This is a genomic window from Mesorhizobium qingshengii, from assembly GCF_027563465.1.
Classification (GTDB): domain Bacteria; phylum Pseudomonadota; class Alphaproteobacteria; order Rhizobiales; family Rhizobiaceae; genus Mesorhizobium; species Mesorhizobium qingshengii_A.
Map to the genome: position 1 here is coordinate 835,970 of NZ_JAPFQA010000002.1, position 23,929 is coordinate 859,898.

General features: G+C 64.4%; 17 protein-coding genes. 9 read left to right on the forward strand and 8 right to left on the reverse strand.

The genetic code is table 11. The features are described from left to right. Positions 1-125 precede the first annotated feature (125 nt). From OOJ09_RS08755 to OOJ09_RS08765, 3 genes are all read left to right on the forward strand, one after another. A complete protein-coding gene (locus OOJ09_RS08755; protein ID WP_269904799.1) occupies positions 126-4,931 on the forward strand; it encodes an NAD-glutamate dehydrogenase in 4,806 nt (1,601 codons plus the stop codon). 87 nt (positions 4,932-5,018) lie between these two features. Further along, entirely contained in the window at positions 5,019-5,756 is a 738-nt protein-coding gene (locus OOJ09_RS08760) for a class I SAM-dependent methyltransferase (RefSeq protein WP_269904800.1), read from the forward strand. 49 nt (positions 5,757-5,805) lie between these two features. Next, the gene (locus tag OOJ09_RS08765; RefSeq protein ID WP_269904801.1) at positions 5,806-7,182 is read left to right on the forward strand and encodes an MFS transporter; all 1,377 of its coding nucleotides are present in this window, start codon (positions 5,806-5,808) and stop codon (positions 7,180-7,182) included. 247 nt (positions 7,183-7,429) lie between these two features. Here OOJ09_RS08765 and purH read toward each other — a convergent pair whose 3' ends face one another. Continuing rightward, the gene (gene purH, locus OOJ09_RS08770; protein ID WP_269904802.1) at positions 7,430-9,046 is read right to left on the reverse strand and encodes a bifunctional phosphoribosylaminoimidazolecarboxamide formyltransferase/IMP cyclohydrolase; all 1,617 of its coding nucleotides are present in this window, start codon (positions 9,044-9,046) and stop codon (positions 7,430-7,432) included. Positions 9,047-9,196: 150 nt separating this feature from the next. Here purH and OOJ09_RS08775 point away from each other — a divergent pair, with 150 nt between their 5' ends. Then, on the forward strand, positions 9,197-9,505 hold the full coding sequence (locus OOJ09_RS08775; RefSeq protein WP_269904803.1) for a putative quinol monooxygenase: 309 nt from the start codon (positions 9,197-9,199) through the stop codon (positions 9,503-9,505). Between the two features lie 27 nt (positions 9,506-9,532). Here the strand turns inward: OOJ09_RS08775 and OOJ09_RS08780 are convergent, their stop codons facing one another. Continuing rightward, positions 9,533-11,257 carry a heparinase II/III family protein gene (locus tag OOJ09_RS08780; protein WP_269904804.1) on the reverse strand — a complete coding sequence of 575 codons (1,725 nt, stop codon included), beginning with the start codon at positions 11,255-11,257 and terminating at the stop codon, positions 9,533-9,535. A gap of 162 nt (positions 11,258-11,419) precedes the next feature. After that, positions 11,420-12,244: a helix-turn-helix transcriptional regulator gene (locus OOJ09_RS08785; RefSeq protein ID WP_269904805.1), complete on the reverse strand. Its 825-nt coding sequence runs from the start codon at positions 12,242-12,244 to the stop codon at positions 11,420-11,422. A 93-nt stretch (positions 12,245-12,337) separates the two neighbouring features. Here OOJ09_RS08785 and OOJ09_RS08790 point away from each other — a divergent pair, with 93 nt between their 5' ends. Next, positions 12,338-13,270: a phytanoyl-CoA dioxygenase family protein gene (locus tag OOJ09_RS08790; protein ID WP_269904806.1), complete on the forward strand. Its 933-nt coding sequence runs from the start codon at positions 12,338-12,340 to the stop codon at positions 13,268-13,270. 98 nt (positions 13,271-13,368) lie between these two features. Here OOJ09_RS08790 and OOJ09_RS08795 read toward each other — a convergent pair whose 3' ends face one another. Together OOJ09_RS08795 and htpX are read right to left on the reverse strand one after the other, a co-directional pair. Continuing rightward, on the reverse strand, positions 13,369-14,757 hold the full coding sequence (locus tag OOJ09_RS08795) for an RsmB/NOP family class I SAM-dependent RNA methyltransferase (protein ID WP_269904807.1): 1,389 nt from the start codon (positions 14,755-14,757) through the stop codon (positions 13,369-13,371). Next, a complete protein-coding gene (gene htpX, locus OOJ09_RS08800; protein ID WP_269904808.1) occupies positions 14,754-15,776 on the reverse strand; it encodes a zinc metalloprotease HtpX in 1,023 nt (340 codons plus the stop codon). The genes OOJ09_RS08795 and htpX overlap by 4 nt, the downstream gene beginning before the upstream one ends. Before the next feature lie 105 nt (positions 15,777-15,881). Between htpX and OOJ09_RS08805 the strand changes: the two genes are divergently transcribed. After that, positions 15,882-16,103, forward strand: coding sequence for a DUF1674 domain-containing protein (locus OOJ09_RS08805; protein ID WP_269904809.1), 222 nt, complete (start codon positions 15,882-15,884; stop codon positions 16,101-16,103). Between the two features lie 8 nt (positions 16,104-16,111). On the opposite strand, the gene OOJ09_RS08810 is transcribed toward OOJ09_RS08805, so the two are convergent. Continuing rightward, positions 16,112-16,777: an HAD-IA family hydrolase gene (locus tag OOJ09_RS08810; RefSeq protein WP_269904810.1), complete on the reverse strand. Its 666-nt coding sequence runs from the start codon at positions 16,775-16,777 to the stop codon at positions 16,112-16,114. A gap of 166 nt (positions 16,778-16,943) precedes the next feature. Between OOJ09_RS08810 and OOJ09_RS08815 the strand changes: the two genes are divergently transcribed. The 3 genes from OOJ09_RS08815 to OOJ09_RS08825 all read left to right on the forward strand — a co-directional run bounded on the left by OOJ09_RS08815 (position 16,944) and on the right by OOJ09_RS08825 (position 21,113). After that, entirely contained in the window at positions 16,944-17,813 is an 870-nt protein-coding gene (locus tag OOJ09_RS08815) for a transglutaminase-like domain-containing protein (protein ID WP_269904811.1), read from the forward strand. Between the two features lie 319 nt (positions 17,814-18,132). Further along, positions 18,133-19,494, forward strand: coding sequence for a pilus assembly protein (locus tag OOJ09_RS08820; RefSeq protein WP_269904812.1), 1,362 nt, complete (start codon positions 18,133-18,135; stop codon positions 19,492-19,494). A gap of 350 nt (positions 19,495-19,844) precedes the next feature. Beyond that, complete coding sequence (locus OOJ09_RS08825; RefSeq protein WP_269904813.1) at positions 19,845-21,113, forward strand: SAM-dependent methyltransferase; 1,269 nt, start codon at positions 19,845-19,847, stop codon at positions 21,111-21,113. 1 nt (position 21,114) lies between these two features. Here the strand turns inward: OOJ09_RS08825 and OOJ09_RS08830 are convergent, their stop codons facing one another. Beyond that, a complete protein-coding gene (locus OOJ09_RS08830) occupies positions 21,115-21,864 on the reverse strand; it encodes an MOSC domain-containing protein (protein ID WP_269904814.1) in 750 nt (249 codons plus the stop codon). Next, the gene (gene acs, locus OOJ09_RS08835; protein ID WP_269904815.1) at positions 21,864-23,819 is read right to left on the reverse strand and encodes an acetate--CoA ligase; all 1,956 of its coding nucleotides are present in this window, start codon (positions 23,817-23,819) and stop codon (positions 21,864-21,866) included. Before acs ends, OOJ09_RS08830 begins: the two co-directional genes overlap by 1 nt. Positions 23,820-23,929: the final 110 nt, after the last annotated feature.

A 23,929-nucleotide genomic window follows, 5' to 3' on the forward strand; every position in this document is an offset into this window, starting at 1 on the left:
CTCATCACGCGTTGGCCTGCCGCCGAATTCCGATATTTCTTTGCAAGCCGTCAAACCTTTGTCGCCAAACAGCGGTCATCTGCTACCATAGTCGCAAAAGCATGTGACGGGAGGGAATTAGCGTCATGGCCAGCCTGAAAACCGCAAGCCAGCCGAAAAAGAGCCAGGCAAAGGGGGAAGACAAGTCCGGCAAGCTCGCCGATTACCTGCTGGCCCGAGCCCCCGCCGAAGACATCGCCGCCTATGACGTAGCCGACCTCGTGCGTGCCGCGGATCTCGCCGGGCGCGCTGTCGCCCGGCACAAGAAGGGCGACTGCGTCGTCGCGATCGATGTCGATTCCGGTGTCGTCCGCCAAGGCCGGCCGATGACCGTCATCACCGTCGTCAACGACAACATGCCGTTCCTGTTCGATTCCATTCTCGGCGAAATCACCGACGGTGCCGGCGAGCCGCTGCTCGTTACCCATCCGGTTATCGTCGTCAAACATGGCAAGGGCGGAGTCGAGGAAATTCTCGGCGACGGCGGCTCCGTGAAGAGCGACACCGCCCACGACCGGCTGAGTGTCATTCATGTCCATATCGGCCGCCTTTCCGTCGAACATGCCGAGGCTTTGGCCGGACGGTTGAAGAAGCTTTTGGGTCAGGTGCGCGCCGCGGTCACCGACTGGAAGCCGATGCTGGCCCGCCTCGACCAGGCGATCTCCGAATTCCGCTACGCGCCGGTGCCGCTCGACAAGGCCAACGTCACCGAGGCGATCGCCTTCCTCGAATGGCTGCGCGACGACAATTTCACCTTTCTCGGCATGCGCGAGTTCAAGTACACCGGCAGCGAGAAGAGCGGCATGCTGGAGCGCGCCGACAAGCCCGGCCTCGGCATCCTGGCCGATCCCGACGTGCTAGTACTCAGGCGCGGCACCGAAGCGGTGACGACGACACCGGAGATCCGTGCTTTCCTGCACGGGCCGGAGCCGCTGATCGTCACCAAGGCCAATGCCAAGTCGGCGGTGCATCGCCGCATCTATCTCGACTACATCGGCGTCAAGACCTACACCGACAAGGGGGTGCTTTCGGGCGAACTGCGCATCGTCGGCCTGTTCACGTCGACCGCCTACACGCGCTCGGTGATGAAAATCCCGTATCTCAGGTCGAAGGCCGAAACCATCATCGCCAAATCCGGCTTCAATCCGGAGGATCATTCCGGCAAGGCGCTGATCAATGTGCTGGAGAGCTATCCGCGCGACGAACTGTTCCAGGTTCCGGTGCCGATCCTGCGCAAGCACGCCGAGGCCATTCTGGGGCTGGTGGAGCGGCCTCGCGTCAGGGCGCTGGTGCGCGCCGACCAGTTCGACCGCTTCGTCTCGATCCTCGTCTTCGTGCCGCGCGACCGCTACGACAGTGTCGTGCGCGAGAAGATCGGCGCCTATCTCAAGACGGTGTTCGAAGGGCGGCTGTCGGCATACTACCCGGCCTTCCCGGAAGGCGGGCTGGCGCGCGTTCACTTCATCATCGGCCGCTCCGGCGGCAAGACGCCGAAAATCGAACAGGCAGCGATCGAGGCGGCGATCCGCGACATCGTGCGGACCTGGGAGGACGCGCTGCGCGAAACAGCGGCAGAATCCGGCGCCGATCCGGCGCTGTCGGCAATCGCCTCGCGGTTTTCCGAAAGCTATCGCGACAGTTTCTCGCCGGCCGTGGCGCTGGTCGATGCCGGGCGCATCGCCAGGATCAGTGCCGCCAATCCGATCGCCATCGACTACTACCGCGGCGCCCATCAGAAGCCACACCAGGCGGCGCTGAAGATCTATCACCACGGCAGCCCGGTGGCGCTGTCGCGGCGGGTGCCGGTGCTGGAAAACATCGGCTTCCGCGTCATCAGCGAGCGCACCTTCGAGGTTGGCGACGACGCGACCGGCATGATCAAGAGTGATCAGCCCGGCATGGTCTTCATCCACGACATGGAGCTTGAGAACAGCTACGGCAAGCCGATCGACCTTGGCGATCATGGCGCGCTGTTCGAGGACGCATTCCTCGCCGTCTGGCGCGGCGACGTCGACAATGATGGCTATAACGGCCTTGCTCAGACCGCCGGCCTCTGGTCGGGGGAGATCACCATCCTGCGCGCCTATGGCCGCTATCTGCAGCAGGTGGGCATTCCGCAGAGCCAGGATTTCATCGCCGCGGCGCTCAATCGCTATCCCGAAATCGCGCGCGGCCTGCATGCCCTGTTCCTCGCCCGGCTCGGGCCGGCCGCCGAGACGGAAGGCGTCGTTGCGGCCAAGCATCTCAAGGCCAAGATCAAGGACGCGCTGGAAGACGTTCCCAACATCGACGACGACACCATCATCCGTCGCTATCTCAACCTGATCGAAGCCTCGCTGCGCACCAATCATTTCGTTGCCGATACGAAAGACAAGGGCCAGTCGCTGGCGATCAAGCTCGATTCGCGCTCGGTCGACGGGTTGCCCGAGCCGCGGCCGTGGCGGGAGATCTTCGTCTACGGCTCCGAGGTCGAAGGCGTGCATCTGCGCTTCGGTCCCGTGGCGCGCGGCGGCCTGCGTTGGTCGGACCGCGCCCAGGATTATCGCACCGAGGTGCTCGGCCTGGTCAAGGCGCAGCAGGTCAAGAACGCCGTCATCGTGCCGGTCGGCGCCAAGGGCGGCTTCTTCCCCAAGCGCCTGCCGGCGGGCGGCGGCCGCGACGCCATTTTCGAAGCCGGCACGTCGGCATACAAGAACTATGTCTCGAGCCTTTTGTCGATCACCGACAATATCGGCCTCGACGGGGTCATTCCGCCGGTCGGCGTGGTGCGCCGCGACCAGGACGATCCGTACTTCGTCGTCGCCGCCGACAAGGGCACGGCGACCTTCTCCGATACCGCCAACGCGATCAGCGAGAGCCATGGCTTCTGGCTCGACGACGCCTTCGCCAGCGGCGGTTCGGCCGGCTACGACCACAAGAAGATGGGCATCACCGCCAAGGGCGCCTGGGAAGCGGTCAAGCGGCATTTCCGCGAGATGAACCGCGACATCCAGACCTCTCCCTTCACCGTCGTCGGCGTCGGCGACATGTCGGGCGACGTGTTCGGCAACGGCATGCTGCTGTCCGAGAAGACCCGGCTGATCGCCGCCTTCGACCATCGCGACATCTTCATCGACCCGGATCCGGACATGGCGGCGTCGCTGGCCGAGCGCCAGCGCATGTTCGCGTTGCCGCGTTCGAGCTGGCAGGATTACGACAAGACGAAGCTGTCGGAAGGCGGCGTCATCGTCTCGCGCAACCAGAAGTCGATCACCTTGCCGGCTGCGGCCGCTGCGGCCATCGGCCTTGGCAAGACCACGGCGTCGCCGGTCGAGATCATGAACGCCATCCTCAAGGCGCCGGTCGACCTTCTGTGGTTCGGCGGTATCGGCACGTATCTGCGGGCATCCACCGAGACCAATGCCGATGTCGGCGACCGCGCTAACGACGCCATCCGCATCACGGCGCTCGACGTGCGCGCCAAGGTGATCGGCGAGGGCGCCAATCTCGGCGTGACGCAACGGGCGCGTATCGAGTTCGGCCTGAACGGCGGTCGCTGCAATTCCGACGCCATCGACAATTCGGGCGGCGTCAACTGCTCCGACGTCGAGGTCAATATCAAGATCGCGCTGGCGTCGGCCATGCGCAAGGGATCGCTGACACGCCCGGCGCGCAACAAGTTGCTCGCCGAGATGACCGGGGAGGTCGGCGCACTGGTGCTCTCCAACAATTACGAGCAGACGCTGGCGCTTTCCATCGCCCGCAAGCGCGGGCTCGCCGACATTGCTCACCAGAGCCGCTTCATGGCGGCGCTGGAAGCGCGTGGCCTGCTCAATCGCACCGTGGAGACGCTGCCGTCGCCGGCGGCGCTTGCCGAGCGCGAAGCACGCGGCGAACCGCTGACCAGGGCCGAGCTCGGCGTGCTGCTCGCCTACGCCAAGATCGTGCTGTTTTCCGACATCGTCGCCAGCGACGTGCCGGACGAGCCGCATTTCGACCGCGACCTGATGGACTATTTCCCGGAGCGCATGGCGAAGAAATTCGCGTCCGAGATCCACGGCCATCGCCTGCGCCGCGAAATCATCGCCCGCGTCGTCGCCAACGACCTGGTCAACCGGGGTGGGCCGTCCTTCGTCAACCGGCTGCAGGAGGCGACCGGTCGCAGCGTCGCCGACGTTGTCCGCACCTTCGCGGTCGTCCGCGACGGATTTGCCTTGCCGGCGCTCTATAGCGAGATCGACGCGCTCGACAACCGCATCGACGGACAGGTGCAGCTCGATCTCTACCAGGCGGTCAGCCGGCTGATCTACGTGACCAGCGGCTGGTATCTGAAGAACGATGCCGGCACGGCTGGGCTGGCCCAGCGCATCGCCGAACTGCAGGAAGCACGCAAGGCGCTGGAACCGAAGCTCGCCTCGCTGCTGCCGGCCTTCTCGCGCGAGCGGATCGAGGACAAGCGGCATGGTCTGTTCAAGAGCGGCGCGCCGGAAAGGCTGGCCGAACAGCTGGCGCTGACCGACGTGGCCGAACTGATCCCCGACATCGCGCTGACGGCGCGGACGGCCAATGCCGACATCGTTGCCGCGGCGAAGGCGTTCTTCGCGGTCAGCGATGCCTTCCGCATCCCGCGCGTCGAGGACGCGGCGCGTTCGATCACGCCTTCCGACTACTACGACCAGCTGGCGCTATCGCGCGCCACCGATACGATCGGCTCGGCGCGGCGTGGCATCGCGGTGGCGGCGCTCACCGGCCATGCCAAGGCGGCGGATCCGGTGGCGGCGTGGCTGGAGGCCGGCGGCGAGCGGGTGGCGCGCATCCGCGAGCGGCTGCAGGCGCTGACCGAGGGCGGCGACATCACCGTGTCGCGGCTGTCGGTCGCATCCGGCCTGATGAGCGATCTGTCGGGGATGTAGTGACGGGATGTTATTGGGCAAGCTTTGGGGCGAGCGGTCTGTTGGGCATTCCTTGCGGCCGCTCGGTCTTGAGGTGACCACCCGGCCATGAGCGAAGACATTTACGACCCACAATTCGTCAAAGGTGTCTTCGATCGCTGCTCCAGTCAGTACATCACGTTCAGCTGGATATGTTCATTCGGCTTTACCGAGCGCTGGCGCCGGCAATGCGTCAAATCGATGCCGGCGCCGACGGGGCCGGATCCAGAGGGCTACGATCTGATGGCCGGTACCGGCGAGGTCTGGCCGCATCTGCTCAAACGCTTTCCCGACATAGGGGCGATAACAGCCGTCGATATCTCATCGGGCATGCATCACCGCGCCATGGAGCGCCTGCACGCGCATCGCGCCCACAAGATCGCCTTCGTCGAGGACGACGTTCTGGCCAGCGACCTGCCGAAAGAAAGCGCCGATTTCATCATTTCCACGTTCGGACTGAAGACTTTCAATGGCAAGCAGCATGCGAAGCTCGCAAAGCTGACCGCGCGCTGCCTCAAGCCCGGCGGCGTCTTCTGCATGATCGAGGCTTCCGACCCGAAGGGATGGTGGCTGAGGCCGCTCTATCTCTTCCACCTGAAGGTCATGTTACCGCTCATCGAGAGGGTGCTGCTCAGGGGCGCGCAGGATTTCGCGAGGATCGGCACCTACTCGACCAATTTCGGCGACGCCTCCGCTTTTGCCGAAATGCTGAGGGCCGAGGGGCTGGACGTCGAGTTCAAACGCTTCTTCTTCGGCTGCGCTACTGCGGTTGCGGGTAGGAAGCCGGCCGCATTTGCGCGGCCATGAAAAACATGCAGACATGGCGCCCGACGCGGGCGCGGCCGGGGGAATCAGCATGGCGGTAGAAACAGTGCAGCGTGCATCCGGGCGCGGCATCTGGGGATGGATGTTCTTTGACTGGGCGGCGCAGCCGTTCTTCACGGTCGTCACCACCTTCATCTTCGGTCCTTATTTCGTTTCGCGCATGGCGGGCGACCCCAACACCGGCCAGGCCGTCTGGGGTTACGGGATCGCCGCGGCAGGGCTGGTCATCGCCGTGCTGTCGCCGATCCTCGGCTCGATCGCCGACCAGACCGGACCGCGCAAGCCATGGATAGCGTTCTTCGCCGCGATCAAGATCACCAGCCTGACCCTGCTCTGGTTCGCCGCGCCCGGCTCCAACCTGTTCCTGGTCGTGGCGCTGTTTTCGCTGGCCTCCGTGGCGGCGGAATTCTCGACCGTGTTCAACGATTCGATGATGCCGCGCCTGGTGCCGAAACGCGAGATCGGCCGGATCTCCAACATTGCCTGGGGCCTCGGCTATCTCGGTGGCATGATCGCGCTGATCTTCGTCGTCACCTGCATGGCTGGCTCACCGGAAACCGGCAAGACGATCATCGGCATCGACCCACTGTTCGGGCTCGACCCGAAGCTGGGCGAGGATGCCAGGGCCACCGGACCGCTGTCGGCGGGCTGGTATTTCCTGTTCATCCTGCCGATGTTCTTCTTCACGCCGGACGCCATCAAGGGCATTGCGATCGGGCCGGCGGTGCGCGAAGGCCTGTCGGAACTGAAATCGACGCTGGCCGAGGTGCGCCGGCGCGGCGGCATCTTCCGCTTCCTCGTCGCCCGCATGATCTACCAGGACGGCGTCAATGCGCTGTTGGCGCTGGGCGGCACCTTCGCGGCGGCGATGTTCCACTGGTCGATCACCGAGATCGGCATGTTCGGCATCATCCTCAACGTCGTCGCCATCTTCGGCTGCTGGATCGCCGCGCGCCTCGATACCGCACTTGGCTCCAAGGTGGTGGTGATGATTGCGCTGGTGATGCTCTCGGTCGCCACCATCGGCGTCGTCTCGACGGGTCCGGGCTTCACGCTGCTCGGCCTGATACAGCTGTCGACGGTCGATTCGGGCGGGCTGTTCGGCACGGCGGCCGAAAAGGCCTACATCATGTACGGGCTGTTGATCGGCCTGGCCTTCGGGCCGGTGCAGGCGTCGTCGCGTTCCTACATGGCGCGCAGCGTGACGGCGGCGGAATCCGGCCGCTATTTCGGCATCTATGCGCTGGCTGGACGGGCAACCAGCTTCCTGGCGCCGTTCCTGGTGGCGACGATCACCGCCGTCAGCGGCTCGGCCCGGCTTGGCATGGCGGTGATCATCCTGTTCCTGGCCATCGGCATGGCGATCCTGATCAGGACGCCCTATCCGGCGGATCGGCCGGCGGAGTGACTTTACCCTCCCCCTTGTGGGGGTGAGCAGCCGGTTCGCGTGAGCGAATTCATCGTGCCAGTGGCACGATGAAAGGCCGGCGAACGCCGGGACGCTGCGAAGCAGCGGGGACCCGGCCGGGCGGTTGGAATCAGCTATCTGGCCCTTCGCAAGCTCAGGGCGTTCGAAGCTCGAAAAGCCAAGCAATTGGCTTTTCGTCCGGCGCGCGGACCGCTTCTCACCCCCACAAGGGGAAGGGTAAGGCGCCTCAATGCCGGAAATGCCTCACGCCCGTAAACACCATCGCGATGCCGTGCTTGTCGGCGGCGGCGATGACGTCGTCGTCACGCATCGAGCCGCCCGGCTGGATGACGGCGGTGGCGCCGGCCTCGATCGCGGACAGCAAGCCGTCGGCGAAGGGGAAGAAGGCGTCGGAAGCGACGACGGAGCCCCTGGTCAGCGGTTGGGCAAGGCCTGCTGCCTCGGCGGCGTCGAGCGCCTTGCGGGCGGCGATGCGTGAGGAATCGACCCGGCTCATCTGGCCGGCGCCGATGCCGACGGTTGCGCCGTCCTTGACGTAGACGATGGCGTTCGACTTGACGTGCTTGGCGACGCGGAAGGCGAACTTCAGGTCGGCCATTTCGGCCGCTGTCGGCTCGCGCTTCGTCACCACCTTCAGCTCGAGGTCGTCGACCACGGCATTGTCCCTGCCCTGGACGAGCAGGCCGCCGGCGACGGATTTGACCGTCGTGCCAGGGGTGCGCGGATCGGGCAGTCCGCCGGTGACCAGCAGGCGCAGGTTCTTCTTCGCCGCGACGATTGCCGCTGCCTCGTCGGTCGCATCGGGTGCAATGATCACCTCGGTGAAGGTCTTCACGATCTCTTCGGCGGCCTCGGCGTCGAGGACACGGTTCATGGCAACGATACCGCCGAAGGCCGAGACGGGATCGCAGGCGAGCGCCCTGGCGTAGGCTGCCTTCAGCGACGTGCCTTCAGCGACGCCGCATGGGTTGGCATGCTTGATGATGGCAACGGCGGCGGAGCGGTTCGGATCGAATTCGCCGGCCAGTTCGAAAGCGGCGTCGGTGTCGTTGATGTTGTTGTAGGAGAGCTGCTTGCCCTGAAGCTGGCGCGCAGTGGCGACGCCCGGCCGCTTGTCGCCGTTGACGTAGAAGCCGGCGCTCTGGTGCGGGTTCTCGCCATAGCGCATCACCTCGACCAGCCTGCCGCCAAAGGCGCGCCAGGTCGGATGCTCGATCTCGAGCGCCTCGGCGAACCAGCCGGAGATCGCCGCGTCATAGCTGGCGGTGCGGGCAAAGGCCTTGGCCGCCAGCTTCTTGCGGAAATCCAGCGACAGCGAGCCGAAATTCATCTCCAGCGCATTGAGCACCGAGGCGTAATCGCCGGGGTCGGTGACGATGGCGACATAGGCGTGGTTCTTGGCCGAGGCGCGGATCATCGCCGGGCCGCCAATGTCGATGTTCTCGACGATCGCGGCATAGTCGGCGCCGGAGCGGCGGACTTCCTCGAAAGGGTAGAGATTGGAGACGACCAGATCGATCGGCTCGATCTTGTGGTCGCGCATCGCCTTGGCATGCTCGGGGTCGTCACGCACGCCAAGCAGCGCGCCATGCACCGAAGGATGCAGCGTCTTGACGCGGCCATCCATGATCTCGGGAAAACCGGTGAGCTCGGAGACGTCGCGCACGGCCATGCCGGCTTCGGCGATCGCCTTGGCCGTGCCGCCGGTGGAGACCAGCTCGACGCCGGCGGCCGCCAGCGCCCTGGCGAGATCGATGAGGCCGGTCTTGTCGAAAACGGAGAGCAGCGCGCGACGGACGGGAACGAGATCAGGGGCGGGAATGTTCTTGGCGGCGACGGCCATGGGCTGGCGGCCTTTCACGGCTTGTGTGGTGGATGCCCGCGCCGTAGCACATGAGGCCCGGAAATCAAGCGCCGCGCATCATTCGACGGTTTCACATGCAATTTGGTGGTCCCGGATATAGGCTCATCTCCTCTTAATGGAGGAGAACCGATGGCATTTGTCCGTATTGGCCAATTCAAGGCTTTGCCGGATACGACGGAGCAATTGCGGGCGATCTACGAGGGCGAGGCGATCCCCGCCATCCGCGCCGCGAACGGCAACATCAGCGCCGTGCTGCTGCAACAGCATCAGCAGCGCGACATATTCATGGCAATCACCGTCTGGAGCACCGTCGAGGACGCGGAGCGTTATGACCGCAGCGGCCAGGCGGCGGCGATGGTCGACAAGATCCGCTTCGCCTTCGCCGGCCCGCCATCGCTCAGCACCTATGACGCCTTCGGTATTTCGCAACAGGCTTGAGCGCGCCGACTGTGCTGGCGCGTCAGCTCAGTTGTTTTCCGGGTAGCCGGCGACGCTGGTGCGCGTCAGCTGCCAATGGACCTCGGCAACGTCCGATGCCTTGAAGGCGAGCACGATCTGCCGGCTGCGGCGCGGGCCGCCAAGACCGGCGAAATAGATCGATTCCTCGACCTCCGGCACCACTTCGGTGGAGGTGAACACCCAGGTGTCGGCCTGATCTGCGGCCAGGACCAGGCGATCGTGCTCGTCCTGCAGCAGGTCGATGTCGGGGTGGACGTGGAAGCGGACGGTGATGAAATCGCGGCCGTTGTTGCGGATCGCGGCATTGCCCGGCCTCAGGAACCGGTCCCTGCCGGCCAGCACGTTGCCATTCGTCGACAGTTTCAGCTCGCGCTCATGCAGGAAGCCGAAGCGGGCGACATAGCCATCGTGGCGGGCGATGAAACCCTGAACGCCCTTCTGGTCGGTGCGCTTGCACGGGACGTGCTGCGGGCCGCCGATCAACGGCGAGCCGAGCAGGTCGTTGACGCGCAGCGAATGGCTGAAGCGTGCCGACGACGTGTCGTTGATGGTGGCGGTCGAGTGGGCGGCCGTGGCGCGGGCCAGCGGCCGGAACTCGGCGGCGCCATAGGTGTCGATGCCGGCATTGACGATGTAGTGCTGGCGGCCGGACGACAGTTCGAAGGCGAGGCATCCGGCGTGCGCGGCGTTGGAAACGTCGACCGGCGGTGGCAGGCCGGTGTCGGCGATGACGGTGACGCCTCCCATCGACAGGCGCTCATAGCCCGAATGCGGCGCATGCAGGAGCGGTGCGCCGGCGGTGTCGTCGTGGCGCAGGATGGTGGCGATGCGGTCATGGATGGTGGCGCCCATGCCGTTGAAGCGGGCGAGGCTGCCGTCCTGGTGGCGGAAGAAGCGCAGCGCCGGCAGCATGCGGTCGATGGCGCCGATCAGCGCCTGCGGCGGCGTTTCCGCCTGGTTGGCATAGGTCTGGCGAAGGGGCAAAAGGTCGGCGAGGATTTCCAGCACCGCCATCGGATTGCGCGAGATGTGTCCGCCGTCGGCGAGGATCTGGCGGTCGAGTTCCTCGGCGAGGTTGCGGGTCGCGCCGCGCAGCGCCGATGCGGGTGCCGGCAAGGAAAGGGCGGCGAAGGCCAGCGCGATGCGGGCGCGCAGCCGGTCCTTGCCGTCGGGCATCTCGCGCGCCATCGACTTGAGGTAGCGGATCTGCATGGCGAGCGATTTCAGGAAGGCGCGGTAGAAGGGGAACTCGGCGCCCTGCAACACGACAGAGGAATGCTGCAGCCAGGCGATGATGCGCTTGGCTGTCGTGCCGGGCTCCCAGGCAATGCCGGAAATATGGCTGCCATGCATGGCGATCCAGTCCGCGACCAGCGCGCGGGCGTTGGCGGCGGCAAGGTCGGTGCTGGCGGCACGCATGTGGCGCAGCCAGCGAAAGCCGTGCAGCGTCTTTTGCCAGCCGCGATTGGGTACGTTGATCTGGAAAGGCGACTTGCCGCCGGTCTCGACCAGGTGCCCCGACAAGGGGTAGCGGCCGTAGTAAATCTCAAGCGCGATCTGCGGGTCGGCGAGGCGCAGGTCCGGCGGCGCGATCAGCACACGTTCCGGCGTGCGGCCGGAATAGCGCCAGCGATAGACCGGCCCGGCACGCAGGCGCCGGCGCGTTTTGCGCCAGAACTCCTTCGCGACAAGCGTCCAAAGACGCGCCGTGCTGCTGGCAGCCAGTGCCAAAACCCCTCCTGATCGTCCTCTACCCCAAGCTCAAGCTTATATGATTCAAGAACTTATGCGAAGGCGGATTCCACCAAAGCGAGGGGGTTCACTCCGAGGCGGCATCATCGACCCCAAGAAAGTCAAGCCTTTCCGGGATCATATCGATGGTCGCGTCGCTGTTCATTTCCTCGTGTGGCGGTGTCGAAACTCGCTGGGCGAGCACGTCTCACGATCCCGAAAGAGCCGGGAAAAATAGAAGGCATCGTGTATGCCAACCGCCATGGCCACCGCCTCGACGGGTGAATCGGTGGTCACCAGCAATTGCTTGGCGAGGTCGAGCCGGATACGCAATTGGAATGCCTTGGGCGATAGCCCGGTGTGCAGTGCGAACTTGCGGCGCAGGGTCGCCGGCGACATTTCGAATTTCGCGGCGAACGCCTTGAGGTCAAGCGGTTCGACCGCGCGATTGCGCAGGTCCTCGACGGCGCGCTGGAAATCGGGACGGCTTTCGCTGTTGCCCCAGCCAATCGCTTGCCGGGCGGCCCGCACGACCAATCGATGCACGGTGGCGGCGGCCTCCGCCTGACTTAGCGCGGTATCCAGGGACAGCTCGGCATACAGCCGATCGAACAGCCGCTGCATGTCGCCGAGATCGGACAGACGAACGACCGGCGCCTGTTCAACGATCAGACGCATGCGCGTGAAATCGCGCGTCAAGGCACCTTCGAAGAGCGCCCAGCGCTCGGTCCATCCCGACTCGTCCGGCCCATAGGAATGCGCCTTGCCGGGGAACAGCCAGAACAGGCTGGGCGCCGCGATTGCCTGCTTGCCCGCGGCCCCGGTTTCCAGCCAGCCCTTGCCTTGCTCCACCAGCACCACGGCAAAATCCGGCAGCCTTCGCCCGACAATGGCTTGCTCGACACGATGGCGGCCGACACCCGTCACCGACAGGCCGCCCATCGCGGCCGAGGGCGATCGGTACAATGCCAATTGGCGGTCAGGCATGAGCGAAAAGTCCAGGTTGAATCTTCTGTTCATGGGCACTGGCCACCACAATAGGGCATTGTCAGCCTAGGCTGGAAGCCATGGGTGATTGAAATGTCGATATCGCGGGCAAAATCAACATTGCAGGACGTTCCTCCAGTCGCCCTTGCGGCCAACGGCAAAGTGCTGTCGACGGCGACGAACCGGTTGGGGTATCTCACCCCGACCGATCCGTCCGCCGGCATCGAGACCATTCGCCACCTCTACGGGATGCAAGGCTATGTCTGGCTCAAAGGCCTGTTGCCACGCAGCAAGGTGATCGATTTTCGCGGCTGGGTATTTTCGCATCTGGCGGATACGGGTTTGGTCAGGCCTGGGCTCGATCCTGCGCTCGGCATGGCGGCGGCCGGCGCATTCGACCGGAAATTGGCCGATCGCCGCATCATGTCGCTGGTCCGGTCAGCCGCTTATGAAGGCTTTTGCGCGCAACCGCTCTTGACCCGTTTCATGGACGAATTCCTGGGCGGGCTGTCCTACCTGCACAAGCGAAAGATCATGCGTTTCACCCAGCCGGGATCGCCTGTCGCGACGCCGGCGCATTATGATCTTGTCTATCTGCGCGGCGGCACCAGCCGTGTCGTTACGGCCTGGATACCCCTGGGCGACATTTCAGTTGATATGGGCGGCCTGGTCTATCTCGAGGGGTCGCATGCGATCGGCGTCGGCATGGAAGCCCGGTTCAACGAGAACAATGCCGGCCTGGATGCTCAGGAACGGATCAGCGCCTACAACCGCAACATGACCGAGGGCGGCTGGGTGTCGAAAGATCTGCCCGAAATGGCCGAGCGGTTTGATACGCGCTGGCTGATCGCGGATTTCGAGGCGGGCGACGTCGTGCTTCACTCGCCCTACATGATCCATGCCTCGACGACCAACCAGAGCCCAGACGGGCGAATCCGGCTGTCCACGGACATCCGTTTTCAAAACGTCGATGATGAAATCGACGCGCGGTGGGCGAACCACTGGAGTCTGGACGACATGCTCTAGATCAGTTCACCGTTTCACGGAAACGGCAAACCGCTCTAACTCTTTGTTTTGACGCAATTCCGGACGGAAAACCGTTTCACACTTTTCCTGGAATTGCTCTAGGATGTTCGACGCATGCGGGCGGCGAAGAAGCCATCTAGCCCCGAGCGTTCCGGCGCGCCGAGGTCGAGATCGGCGGGCGTCGTGCGCAGCGTGCCTTGCGGCGTCAGGAACGGGTCGATCCCGGCAATCTCGCCTTGCCGCAGCGGATCGTCGACGACCGCCGCCGTCGCCTTGAGGAAGGCGCGATGCAGGTCTTCGCCCTCGAGCGGGTCGAGCGAACAGTTGGAAAAGACGATCCTGCCGCCGGGCCTGACGAGGGTGACGGCGCGGGCGAGCAGCCTGCGTTGCAGGTCCGCGAGCTTTTCGACATCGGCCGCCGTCTTGGTCCATGGCACGTCGGGATGCCGCCGCACCGTGCCGGTCGACGAGCAGGGAGCGTCGAGGAGAACGGCGTCGAACAGCTCTTCCGGCTGGTATTTGAGCAGATCGGCCTGGACGATGTCGGCGGACAGGCCGAGGCGGTCGAGATTCTGCGCCAACCGGGCCAGCCGGTTCTTCGAAGTGTCGACCGCGGTGACCTTGGCGCCCGCGAGAATCAATTGCGCGGTCTTGCCGCCGGGGGCGGCGCAGAGATCGGCGACGCGCAGGCCCCTGACATCGCCGAACAGCCTTGCCGGAAGGCTGGCCGCCGCATCCTGAACCCACCAGGCACCTTCGGCAAAGCCCGGCAATTCGGTGACGGGACCAGCAAGCTTCTCCACTCGCACCGTACCGGTCGGCAGGACGATGCCGCCGAGCTGTTCGGCCCAGAGTTGGGGATCGGCCTTGACCGAGAAGTCGACAGGCGCCTCGTGCCGGTGCGCGGCGAGAATCTGCCTCGCCTTCTCCATGCCGTAGGCGGCCTTCAGCCGGTCGGAAAACCATTTCGGGGCTTCGTCGGTGGCGGCAAGCGCGGCCGGCAGCTCGGTTTCCTTGGCGCGGGCCAGCGTGCGCAGCACGCCGTTGACCAGGCCGGAGAAGCGCACGGTGCGCGGATCGGACTTGGCGTGGGTCACGGCCAGGTCGACGGCGGCGCTGTCGGGAATGTCGAGGAACAGGATCTGCGCCGCCGCGACATGCAATATGTGCGACAGGGCGGTGGCGTTGGGCGGCAGCGGCTTTTCCAGGCGCCGCGCCAGCAGCCCCGTGATGGTCATGCGATAGCGCAGCGCGGTGACCAGGATGGCGCGGACCAGGCCACGGTCGCGCATGTCGAGCGCCTTGTATTGCGGATGGCCGTTTTCGTGATCGGTCAGCCCGTCAAGCGGCGTCCTGGCATCGATGACGGCGGCAAGCAGGCGCGCCGCCGCCTTGCGGGCGGCGAGGCCGGCGACGAATTCGCCACCTCCATTGTGTTCCTGATCGCCTGAAACCGTGCGCCGAGGTGCCCTGTCCGCCACGTTCACGACCACCGGCCCTTGGGCCCGGTCGGGTTCCGGCCCCACGGGTTGGGTTTCGGCTTGGCCGGGTCCGCCGGCTGTTCCGGCCGCGCGGCCTGGTCCCACGGGCCTGAAGGCCGCTGTTCGTCCGCCTGCCGTGGCGTCGGGGCCTGGCGCGGGGCGGCCTGGGCGTCGCCGCCGGCCATCTGCCGCGCCATCGCCTGAAGGGCGGCGATGCGGTTCTCGGTGCTCGGGTGGGTGGAGAACAGACTGTCCATGCGCTCGCCGGAGAGAGGATTGATGATGAAGAGGTGGGCCATTGCCGGGTTGCGCTCGGCATCGGGGTTGGGAATGCGTTCAGCGCCACGGGCGATCTTGTCAAGCGCGGACGCCAGCCAGAGCGGGTGTCCACAGATTTCGGCGCCGCGCCGGTCGGCTTCGTATTCGCGGGTACGGCTGACCGCCATCTGCACGACCATGGCGGCAAAGGGCGCCACGATCATCGCCGCCAACACGCCGACAAAGCCGAACGGGTTGTTGTTGTCGCGATTGCCGCCGAGGAAGAAGGCGAAATTGCCGAGCATCGAGATGGCACCGGCAAAGGTCGCCACGATCGTCATGGTCAGCGTGTCTCGGTGCTGGACGTGTGCGAGTTCATGCGCCATCACCGCGGCGACTTCCTCATGCGTCAGTGCCTGCAAAAGGCCGGTGGAGGCCGCGACCGCCGCATTCTGTGGGTTGCGTCCGGTGGCGAAAGCGTTCGGCTGCGCATTGTCGATCAGATAGGTCTTCGGCATCGGCAGACCGGCACGCTCGGCGAGGCCCTGGACGATCGCGTGGTATTCGGGCGCGTTTCTTTCGTCGACCTCGACAGCGCGGTTCATCGACAGCACCATCTTGTCGGCGTTCCAGTAGCTGAACAGATTGGTGCCGGCGGCGATCACCAGGGCGATCATCATGCCGCCCGATCCGCCGATCAGGAAACCGACACCCATGAACAGCGCGGTCATCGCGGCAAGAAGCATGGCGGTGCGAAGTGTGTTCATCGTCTGCTCCTATCCAGAGGGCGGCAAAAAGGGGTCGATCGGTGCGGGTTCATCGCTATATGATGGGAAACGCCAGGTCCCGTTTCAATCCGCCGGAAATATCGCATGAACGACGAAACCAGTAAAACGCCTGCCGGCCAAGGTGGCGACGCGCCGCAAAAAATGCTGACGCCGGCCGCGCGCCGCGCGCTGGCCGAGGCCGAGGCACGGCGGCAAGACTATCGCCAGAAGGAAGCCGCGATGCCGAAGGAAATCGGCGGCCGTGGCGGCAAGGAACCCGGCCGCTACGGCGACTGGGAGGTCAAGGGATTGACCAGCGATTTCTAGCGCCTGGTCTAGGCGGCGCTGCGCTGCGGCTCCAGCGCGATCCAGCCACGCTCGTCGATGGTGATGCCGATCATGTCGTAACCAGCGATCGCTGCATGTTGCGTGGACTGCGGATGCTGGTGCGTGGCGTTGATCACCATAACCGCGGCCTCCGCCGCCTCTGCAGCCGCTATGCCGGCTGGAGCATCCTCGAATACGAGGCAATCACGTGCATCGAAGCCGAGCCGGTTCGCGCCGAGCCGGAAGCAATCGGGCGCCGGCTTGCCACGGGAAACATCTTCCGCCGCGACGAGGACGGAAGGGACGGGAATGCCGGCAGCCACCATGCGCAACAGCGCCAGCTCGCGTGGCGCTGAAGTCACGATCGCCCAGCGCTCAGGCGGCAGCGAATTGAGAAACGCCGCGGCGCCGGCGATCTGCACAATGCCATCCAGATCGGCGGCTTCGGCCTTCAGCAGCAGATCGGCTTCATATGCCGGATCGACTCCCGGGAGGGCCAGGCCGGCAATCGTCTCGATCGCCCGCACGCCATGGATCGTCGGCAGGAAGGCGGCAACGTCCAGGCCCTGCCGCCGCGCCCAATCGCTCCACACCCGTTCCGCCGATGCGATGGAATTGATGAGCGTGCCGTCCATGTCGAAGAGGAAGGCGGCGAATTTTCTGCCTGCGAACATGGTTTTCCTTGAATCGGGGGGCGTGTCGAGGGAAGGCCCAACCGTAACGTCAAGGCGCCGGCATGGGAAGGCGCGGACTGGACTTTTCAATCGACCCGGGGAACCACGGCATCCCTCCCGCGTTTGAGCAAAACTGTTTTCCACGACGATCGAAGGGGACCCCGCGATGCTGATCCGGCTCGGCTACGAAATCGCCATCGAATGCGCCGAGGCTACCCCGGTGATTTCCCTGCTCGAGATCCACAAGGACAGGCAGGCCGACATCAAGCGGCAGACGCGCGTGCTGACATCGCCTTCGGTGCCGACCAGGCTCTACCATGACCTGCACGGCAATGGCTGCCGCCGCTTCACGGCGCCCGCCGGCGGCTTTCGCATCCTCTACGATGCGGTAATCGAGGACAGCGGCGAGACGGACGAGGTCAATACGCTGGCCAGGGAAGTGCCGGTGGCGGAACTGCCCGACGAGGTGCTCGGTTATCTCCTGGGCAGCCGCTATTGCGAGACCGATCATCTCAGCAATCTCGCCTGGCAACTGTTCGGCCATCTGCCGCCCGGCTGGGCACGGGTGCAGGCGATCGTCGACTATGTCCACAACCGCCTGTCCTTCGGCTATGGCTATGCCCGCTCGACCCGCACGGCCGCACAGGCGCATGAGGAGCGGGTCGGGGTCTGCCGTGACTTCGCTCATCTGGCGATCACGCTGTGCCGCTGCATGAACATTCCGGCTCGCTATGTGAACGGCTATCTCGGCGACATCGGCGTGCCGGTCGATCCGGCGCCGATGGATTTCTCGGCCTGGCTGGAAGTGTTCCTCGACGGCAAGTGGTACACGTTCGATGCCCGCCACAACACGCCGAGGATCGGCCGCGTCGTCATCGCGCGCGGCCGCGATGCCACCGACGTGCCGCTGCTGCACAGCTTTGGCCAACACCGGCTCAACCTCTTCAAGGTGTGGACCTACGAACAGGACGGCAATCTGTTCAATCCGCCCTATCACGGCGTCGACAGGACCGTCAGCGCGCGGATGCTGGCCTAGCCTCCGGCGCACGCCATATTCTTAGTCCTGCGGCTTCAGGACAGCTGGTCCGCTTCGGCACACAGACCCCGTGCCGCAACGGGACGCCATCGGGCATTCCGCGATCCCTGGGTCTGATCATGGTAAGCGGTTCGTAAACGCCGCCGCGCCCGTGGCTTTCCGTTTACCTGTTGTTCACCTTCTTGCAGTCCGAAACCAAGCAAAAACAATGCGTTGCTTGTGAGCCCTCTCGCCTGGTGGGGCGTAGCGGCGTCAACCGGCTGGAATCCTGCATTGCCCTGCCCGCGGCGATAAGGCCGAGGCATGCGGAGGCTGTTGGATGCGGAATTACGGGGGTCTTGTTCACGCGGTTGGCGGTTTCGCCAGACATCGCGGTGGAAATTTCGCGGTCCTGTTCGGCCTTGCCGCGTCGGTCTTGTCGCTGGGTGTTGGCTTTTCCGTCAACGTATCACAGCTCTACAATGCCAGATCGAGCCTGCAGGGCGTGGTCGACGCCGCCGTGACCTCGACGGCGCGTGATCTGACGACCGGCGTCATCAAGGAAGCCGATGCCAACAAATCGGTGCAGGCCTTTCTCGATGCCAACAGCCAGGCAGGCATCCTGCAGGCCGGCCAGATCGTGCTGGACAAGCTGACGCTCGACAAGAACGCCAAGACGGTCCAGGCGGACGTCCATGTCGATGTCGCCTTGTTCTTCCCGATTCTTGGCATGGGCGACATGAAACGCGTCGCCGCCTCGACGACGGCGCTCTATTCGGACAAGACCATCGAAGTGGCGATGATGCTCGACGTGACCGGCTCGATGGCGGGTCAGAAGATCAAGGATCTGAAGGCGGCGGCGAGCAATGCGGTGGACAGTTTCCTGGGCAACCAGGATCCGACCAGGCCCAGGGTGCGGGTTTCCATCGTGCCTTACGCCAATTCGGTCAATGCGGATGCTCTCGCCGACAGCACAGTCTATGTCGAAACCAAAGCGAGCCAGCGCAAACAGGCGCCCGGCAACACGAGTGCACAGCCTGCTTCGGCCTCGCCGCGCCCTGACAATTGCGCCACCGAACGCAAGGGCGCCGACCAGTATTCGGACGCGGGTCCTGGCTCGAGCATGGTCAATCGCGACTACCTGCTGTCGAGCTTTGCCGCAAACACCCGGACCGCCGCCTGCCCGGCCGCCGCACTCGTCCCGTTGACGGCCGACGCCAGCGCACTCAAGAACGTCATCAAGGATTTTGTCGCGTCGGGCGGGACAGCCGGCCATATCGGCGTGCAATGGACCTGGTACATGCTGTCGGAAAGCTGGGGCAGCGTGATGAAAGCCTCGGAACGGCCCGCCAGGATGGATCCGAAGAAAGTCGCCAAATATGCGATCCTGATGACGGATGGCGAATTCAACCTGTCCTATTTCGACGCCAACACTGTCGGCGAGGTCTACAACGACGCCGGCAAGGAACCGACCCGCGCGGCGGCAAAGAAGCTCTGCGCTGCCATGCGTGACAAAGGCATCGAAATCTTCACCATCGGCTTCAATCTCGAAGAGGCAAATGCCGAGGCGACGCTGCAGGATTGCGCCAGCGCGGACAGCGTCTCGATCAAGCATTTCTATCAGGCTGCCAACGGTGCCGAACTGGACAGCGCGTTTCAGACGATTGCCCGTAACATCGAAACCCTGGCGCTGACCAAGTAGTCCAAACGGAAAAGGCCGCCGCTTCTTTCGAAGCCGGCGGCCTTCCGTGTTTCCGTCCGTGGCGCGGCCCTGGCGGCGACCTAGGAGGTCACCCGCCGCGCATCTCGCGCCTTAACGGGAAGACTGCTTCCCGAAAGTGCAATCCGCTGAGGCCACGTTCTGGAAAACGAAATCACTCGACATCGGATCACCTCCTTTCGATTTGTTGAACACGCACAGATGATGGGGTCTCATTTGGAAAATGACAAGGCGTCACCTTCAAAAAGCCGGGTGGTGTGTCTTTCCAGACGGGCCGGCTTGCAGTTCAGGGGCAAAGAGACAACATTGTTGCACTCGCTTCGGGAGGAAGCATGGACGCCACCGACAAGGCCGCGCGGATCGTCCGAACGGTCGTTGAGACGCTGAAGCCGGGCTTTGCGGTCAAGCTGTGGACCGGCGAGCGGATTGGCCCCGCCACCGGCCCGGTGCTCACCATCAACGACCAGGATATTGCCTGGCAGATCATTCGCCGCCCCTCCTTCTCGACGCTGATCGAGATGTGGATCTCCAAGGCGGTCGATATCGAAGACGGATCACTGTTTGATTTCTACGCCCTGCCTTCGCAAGGCAAGCTCAGGTCGAAACTCAAGGCATTGCCGAAACTGGCGATCCTGCGCGACTTGCCCGCCGTTCTGTTTTCGAGAAAGCAGATGACAACGCGGGTCGATCTTGCCGGACGAAACCCTTTCGTCAGCGGATCGAGCAAGGAGGCGATCCAGCACCACTATGACATCTCGAACGCCTTCTACCGGCTCTTCCTCGACGAACGCATGGTCTACAGCTGCGGTTACTTCAAGGATTTCGCCAACGGCATCGATGAGGCGCAGGCCGACAAGCTCGACCACATCTGCCGCAAGCTGCGGCTGAGGCCCGGTGAAAGATTGCTCGACATAGGCTGCGGCTGGGGAGCGATGCTGATCCATGCCGCGAAAAATTATGGCGTCACCGGCCACGGCGTCTCGCTGTCTGAAGCCCAGACGAAACTTGCCCGTGAGCGCATTCGCGCCGAGGGGCTGGAGGACAAGATCACCATCGAGATAAAATCCTATGCCGAGCTCACTGGCACGTTCGACAAGATATCGTCGATCGGCATGTTCGAGCATCTGGGGCTCGCCAACCATGCCGCCTACTTTTCCGCCGTCCACCGGCTGCTGAAGCCAGGCGGCATCTATCTGCATCACGCCATCACCAGGCGCAGCAAGGGCGACATGAAGAAGACCCTGCGCAAGGGGCCGGAATACAAGGCGCTGATCAAATACATCTTCCCCGGCGGTGAACTCGACACGATCGGCATGACGCTCGGCAATCTCGAAGCGCACGGCTTCCTCGTCCACGATGTCGAGAATCTGCGCGAGCATTATGCGCGCACCTGCAGGCTGTGGGCCGAGCGCCTTCATGCACAATTCGACGAGGCGATTGCCGAGGTCGGCGAGGCCAAGGCGCGTCTGTGGCTGCTCTACCTGACCGGCTGTTCGATCACCTTCGAACGCGCATCGGCGCAGATTTTCCAGACTGTCGCCACCAGGCGCGCGCGTGGCCCGAGCGGCCTGCCGCCGACGCGGGCCGACCTCTATCGGTAGCCTAGAGGAAGCGCATCGCGTTGCCGATCGCGACGTTGGCCGGCCGATCGACCGTGCAGTAGGCGCCGAGATTGTGCGCGTTGTGGCGAACCAGATTGCGCAGGATCGCCGGGTCGTGGTCGAAGCCGTCCTGGGCGATGATGGTGAAGCCGCAGCGGCGGCAGGGTTCTGAGATGGTCAACAGCAATTCGCCGATTGCGAGCTTGCGGCCGATCCATTCCGTCTCCGGAAACGAGCCCTCCACCGGAGCCATGTCGACGACGATGTTCGGTCGGAAGCGACGCGGGTCGGCGGTCCCCTCCGGATGCAGCGCCTTCAGCCGCGCCAGCGACGCCGTGGTCAGAAGGTGGATCGGGGCCTTGCGATAGCGTTCCGCCGTCAGCGGGCCGGAATAGCCGGCGGCAGCGTTCTCCCGGCGAAACGGCCGGATCGAGGCTTCGAAGCCGAGATAGGCCGATACCGACCGATCGCTTTCGGCGCCGGGGGCTGGCAGCCAGTCGCCGCCCGGAACGGCGACTTCGAGTTCGCGGTTGCGCGTCAGCCGGGTGCGGATGCGCGGCACTTCATGCCATTTCGCATCGCGATCCGGCCGTGCGATCTCATTGTCGGTGGCATCGACCAGGCCGAACATGCGGTCGCCCGCGATGCCTTCGACCCCGATCGAGATCGCCTCCAGGCGCTCGCCGGCAAGCGAACTCGCCGGATAGCGCCAGAGCTCGCTGACAGCGCCCAGCAAAACCTCGTCCCGCATCAGTCCTTCTTGTTCTGCCGGTTGGCGATCAGGTCGTCGACGACGGCTGGATCGGCCAGCGTCGAGGTGTCGCCAAGCGCGGCAAAATCGTCCTCGGCGATCTTGCGCAGGATGCGGCGCATGATCTTGCCGGAACGCGTCTTGGGCAGGCCGGGCGCGAACTGGATCTTGTCGGGTGAAGCGATGGCGCCGATCTCCTTGCGGACATGGGCGACAAGCTCCTTGCGCAGCTCCTCGCTGTGCGGCGCTCCGGCCATCAGCGTGACGTAGCAATAGATGCCCTGGCCCTTGATGTCGTGGGGATAACCGACGACGGCGGCTTCGGAAACCTTGTCGTGGCTGACGAGTGCGGATTCGACTTCCGCCGTGCCCATGCGGTGGCCGGAGACGTTGATGACGTCGTCGACGCGGCCGGTGATCCAGTAGTAGCCGTCGGCGTCACGGCGGCAGCCGTCACCGGTGAAGTACTTGCCCTTGTAGGTGGAAAAATAGGTCTGCTCGAAGCGGTCGTGATCGCCATAGACGGTGCGCATCTGGCCAGGCCAGGAATCGGTGATGCACAGATTGCCGTCGGCCGCGCCTTCCAGCACCTTGCCTTCGCCGTCGACCAGTTGCGGCTGCACGCCGAAAAAGGGCCGTGTCGCCGAGCCTGCCTTGAGGTCGGTCGCACCCGGCAGCGGCGTGATCAGGATGCCGCCGGTCTCGGTCTGCCACCAGGTGTCGACGATCGGCACCTTGCCGTTGCCGACGACATTGAAATACCACTCCCAGGCTTCCGGATTGATCGGCTCGCCGACTGAACCCAGCAAGCGCAGCGACTTGCGCGAGGTCTTGGTGACATGGCTGTCGCCTGCGCCCATCAGCGCGCGCAGCGCCGTCGGCGCGGTGTAGAAGATGTTGACCTTGTGCTTGTCGATGACTTCCCAGAAGCGGGCCTGCGACGGGTAGTTCGGCACGCCTTCGAACATCAGCGTGGTGGCGCCGTTGGCGAGCGGACCGTAGACGATGTAGCTGTGGCCGGTGACCCAGCCGACATCGGCGGTGCACCAGTAGATGTCGCCGTCATGGTAGTCGAAGACATATTGGTGCGTCATCGACGCGTAGACGAGGTAGCCGGCGGTGGTGTGCAGCACGCCCTTCGGCTTGCCGGTCGAACCGGAGGTGTAAAGGATGAACAGCGGGTCTTCCGCCTTCATCTTCTCCGGCCTGCACTCCGCCTTCACCGTCGCGACTTCGTCGTGGTACCAGACGTCGCGCCCTGGCGCCCAGCCGACCTTGCCGCCGGTGCGACGCACGACGAGGACGTTCTTCACCATGACGAAGTTCTTCGCGGCGATGTCGATCGCCTTGTCGGTGTTCTCCTTCAGCGGAATGGCCTTGCCGCCGCGCAGGCCTTCATCGGCGGTGATGACGAAGGTCGATTCGCAGTCGACGATGCGGCCGGCCAATGCGTCCGGCGAAAAGCCGCCGAAGACGATCGAGTGGATGGCGCCGATACGCGTGCAGGCGAGCATCGCATAGGCGGCTTCCGGGATCATCGGCATGTAGATGGTAACGCGGTCGCCCTTCTTGACGCCGTGCTTCTTCATCACATTGGCGAGCCGGCACACATGCTCGTAGAGCTCGTTGTAAGTGATCTTCTTGTCGTCGTAGGGGTTGTCGCCTTCCCAGATGATGGCGGTCTGGTTGCCGCGCTTCTTCAGGTGCCGGTCGATGCAGTTATAGGAGACGTTGGTCAGCCCGTCCTCGAACCATTTGATAGAGATCTTGCCGTCGAAGGAGGTGTTCTTGACCTTGCTGTAGGGCTTGAACCAGTCGATGCGCTTGCCGTGCTTGCCCCAGAACTTGTCCGGGTTCTTGACGCTGTCGGCGTACCATTTCAGGTAGGTGTCATTATCGATCAGCGCGTTCTTCTTCCACGCCGGCTGGACGCGATGGACATGCACATCGGACATTTCTTTGCTTTCCTCCCGAACCAAACCGCCGGCTTGAAACGCCGGCGGGGATCACGGCGACGCGGCCGCGAATTCGGCGGCATTATTACCAGTTCCGCCGTAACGGCAAC

What these genes read in the sequence shown, in the direction of transcription:
- OOJ09_RS08755 (WP_269904799.1), top strand. Translation starts at nt 126, where the DNA reads ATGGCCAGCCTGAAAACCGCAAGCCAGCCGAAAAAGAGCCAGGCAAAG.
- OOJ09_RS08760 (WP_269904800.1), top strand. Translation starts at nt 5,019, where the DNA reads ATGAGCGAAGACATTTACGACCCACAATTCGTCAAAGGTGTCTTCGAT.
- OOJ09_RS08765 (WP_269904801.1), top strand. Translation starts at nt 5,806, where the DNA reads ATGGCGGTAGAAACAGTGCAGCGTGCATCCGGGCGCGGCATCTGGGGA.
- purH (WP_269904802.1), bottom strand. Translation starts at nt 9,046, where the DNA reads ATGGCCGTCGCCGCCAAGAACATTCCCGCCCCTGATCTCGTTCCCGTC.
- OOJ09_RS08775 (WP_269904803.1), top strand. Translation starts at nt 9,197, where the DNA reads ATGGCATTTGTCCGTATTGGCCAATTCAAGGCTTTGCCGGATACGACG.
- OOJ09_RS08785 (WP_269904805.1), bottom strand. Translation starts at nt 12,244, where the DNA reads ATGCCTGACCGCCAATTGGCATTGTACCGATCGCCCTCGGCCGCGATG.
- OOJ09_RS08790 (WP_269904806.1), top strand. Translation starts at nt 12,338, where the DNA reads ATGTCGATATCGCGGGCAAAATCAACATTGCAGGACGTTCCTCCAGTC.
- htpX (WP_269904808.1), bottom strand. Translation starts at nt 15,776, where the DNA reads ATGAACACACTTCGCACCGCCATGCTTCTTGCCGCGATGACCGCGCTG.
- OOJ09_RS08805 (WP_269904809.1), top strand. Translation starts at nt 15,882, where the DNA reads ATGAACGACGAAACCAGTAAAACGCCTGCCGGCCAAGGTGGCGACGCG.
- OOJ09_RS08810 (WP_269904810.1), bottom strand. Translation starts at nt 16,777, where the DNA reads ATGTTCGCAGGCAGAAAATTCGCCGCCTTCCTCTTCGACATGGACGGC.
- OOJ09_RS08815 (WP_269904811.1), top strand. Translation starts at nt 16,944, where the DNA reads ATGCTGATCCGGCTCGGCTACGAAATCGCCATCGAATGCGCCGAGGCT.
- OOJ09_RS08820 (WP_269904812.1), top strand. Translation starts at nt 18,133, where the DNA reads ATGCGGAATTACGGGGGTCTTGTTCACGCGGTTGGCGGTTTCGCCAGA.
- OOJ09_RS08825 (WP_269904813.1), top strand. Translation starts at nt 19,845, where the DNA reads ATGGACGCCACCGACAAGGCCGCGCGGATCGTCCGAACGGTCGTTGAG.
- OOJ09_RS08830 (WP_269904814.1), bottom strand. Translation starts at nt 21,864, where the DNA reads ATGCGGGACGAGGTTTTGCTGGGCGCTGTCAGCGAGCTCTGGCGCTAT.
- acs (WP_269904815.1), bottom strand. Translation starts at nt 23,819, where the DNA reads ATGTCCGATGTGCATGTCCATCGCGTCCAGCCGGCGTGGAAGAAGAAC.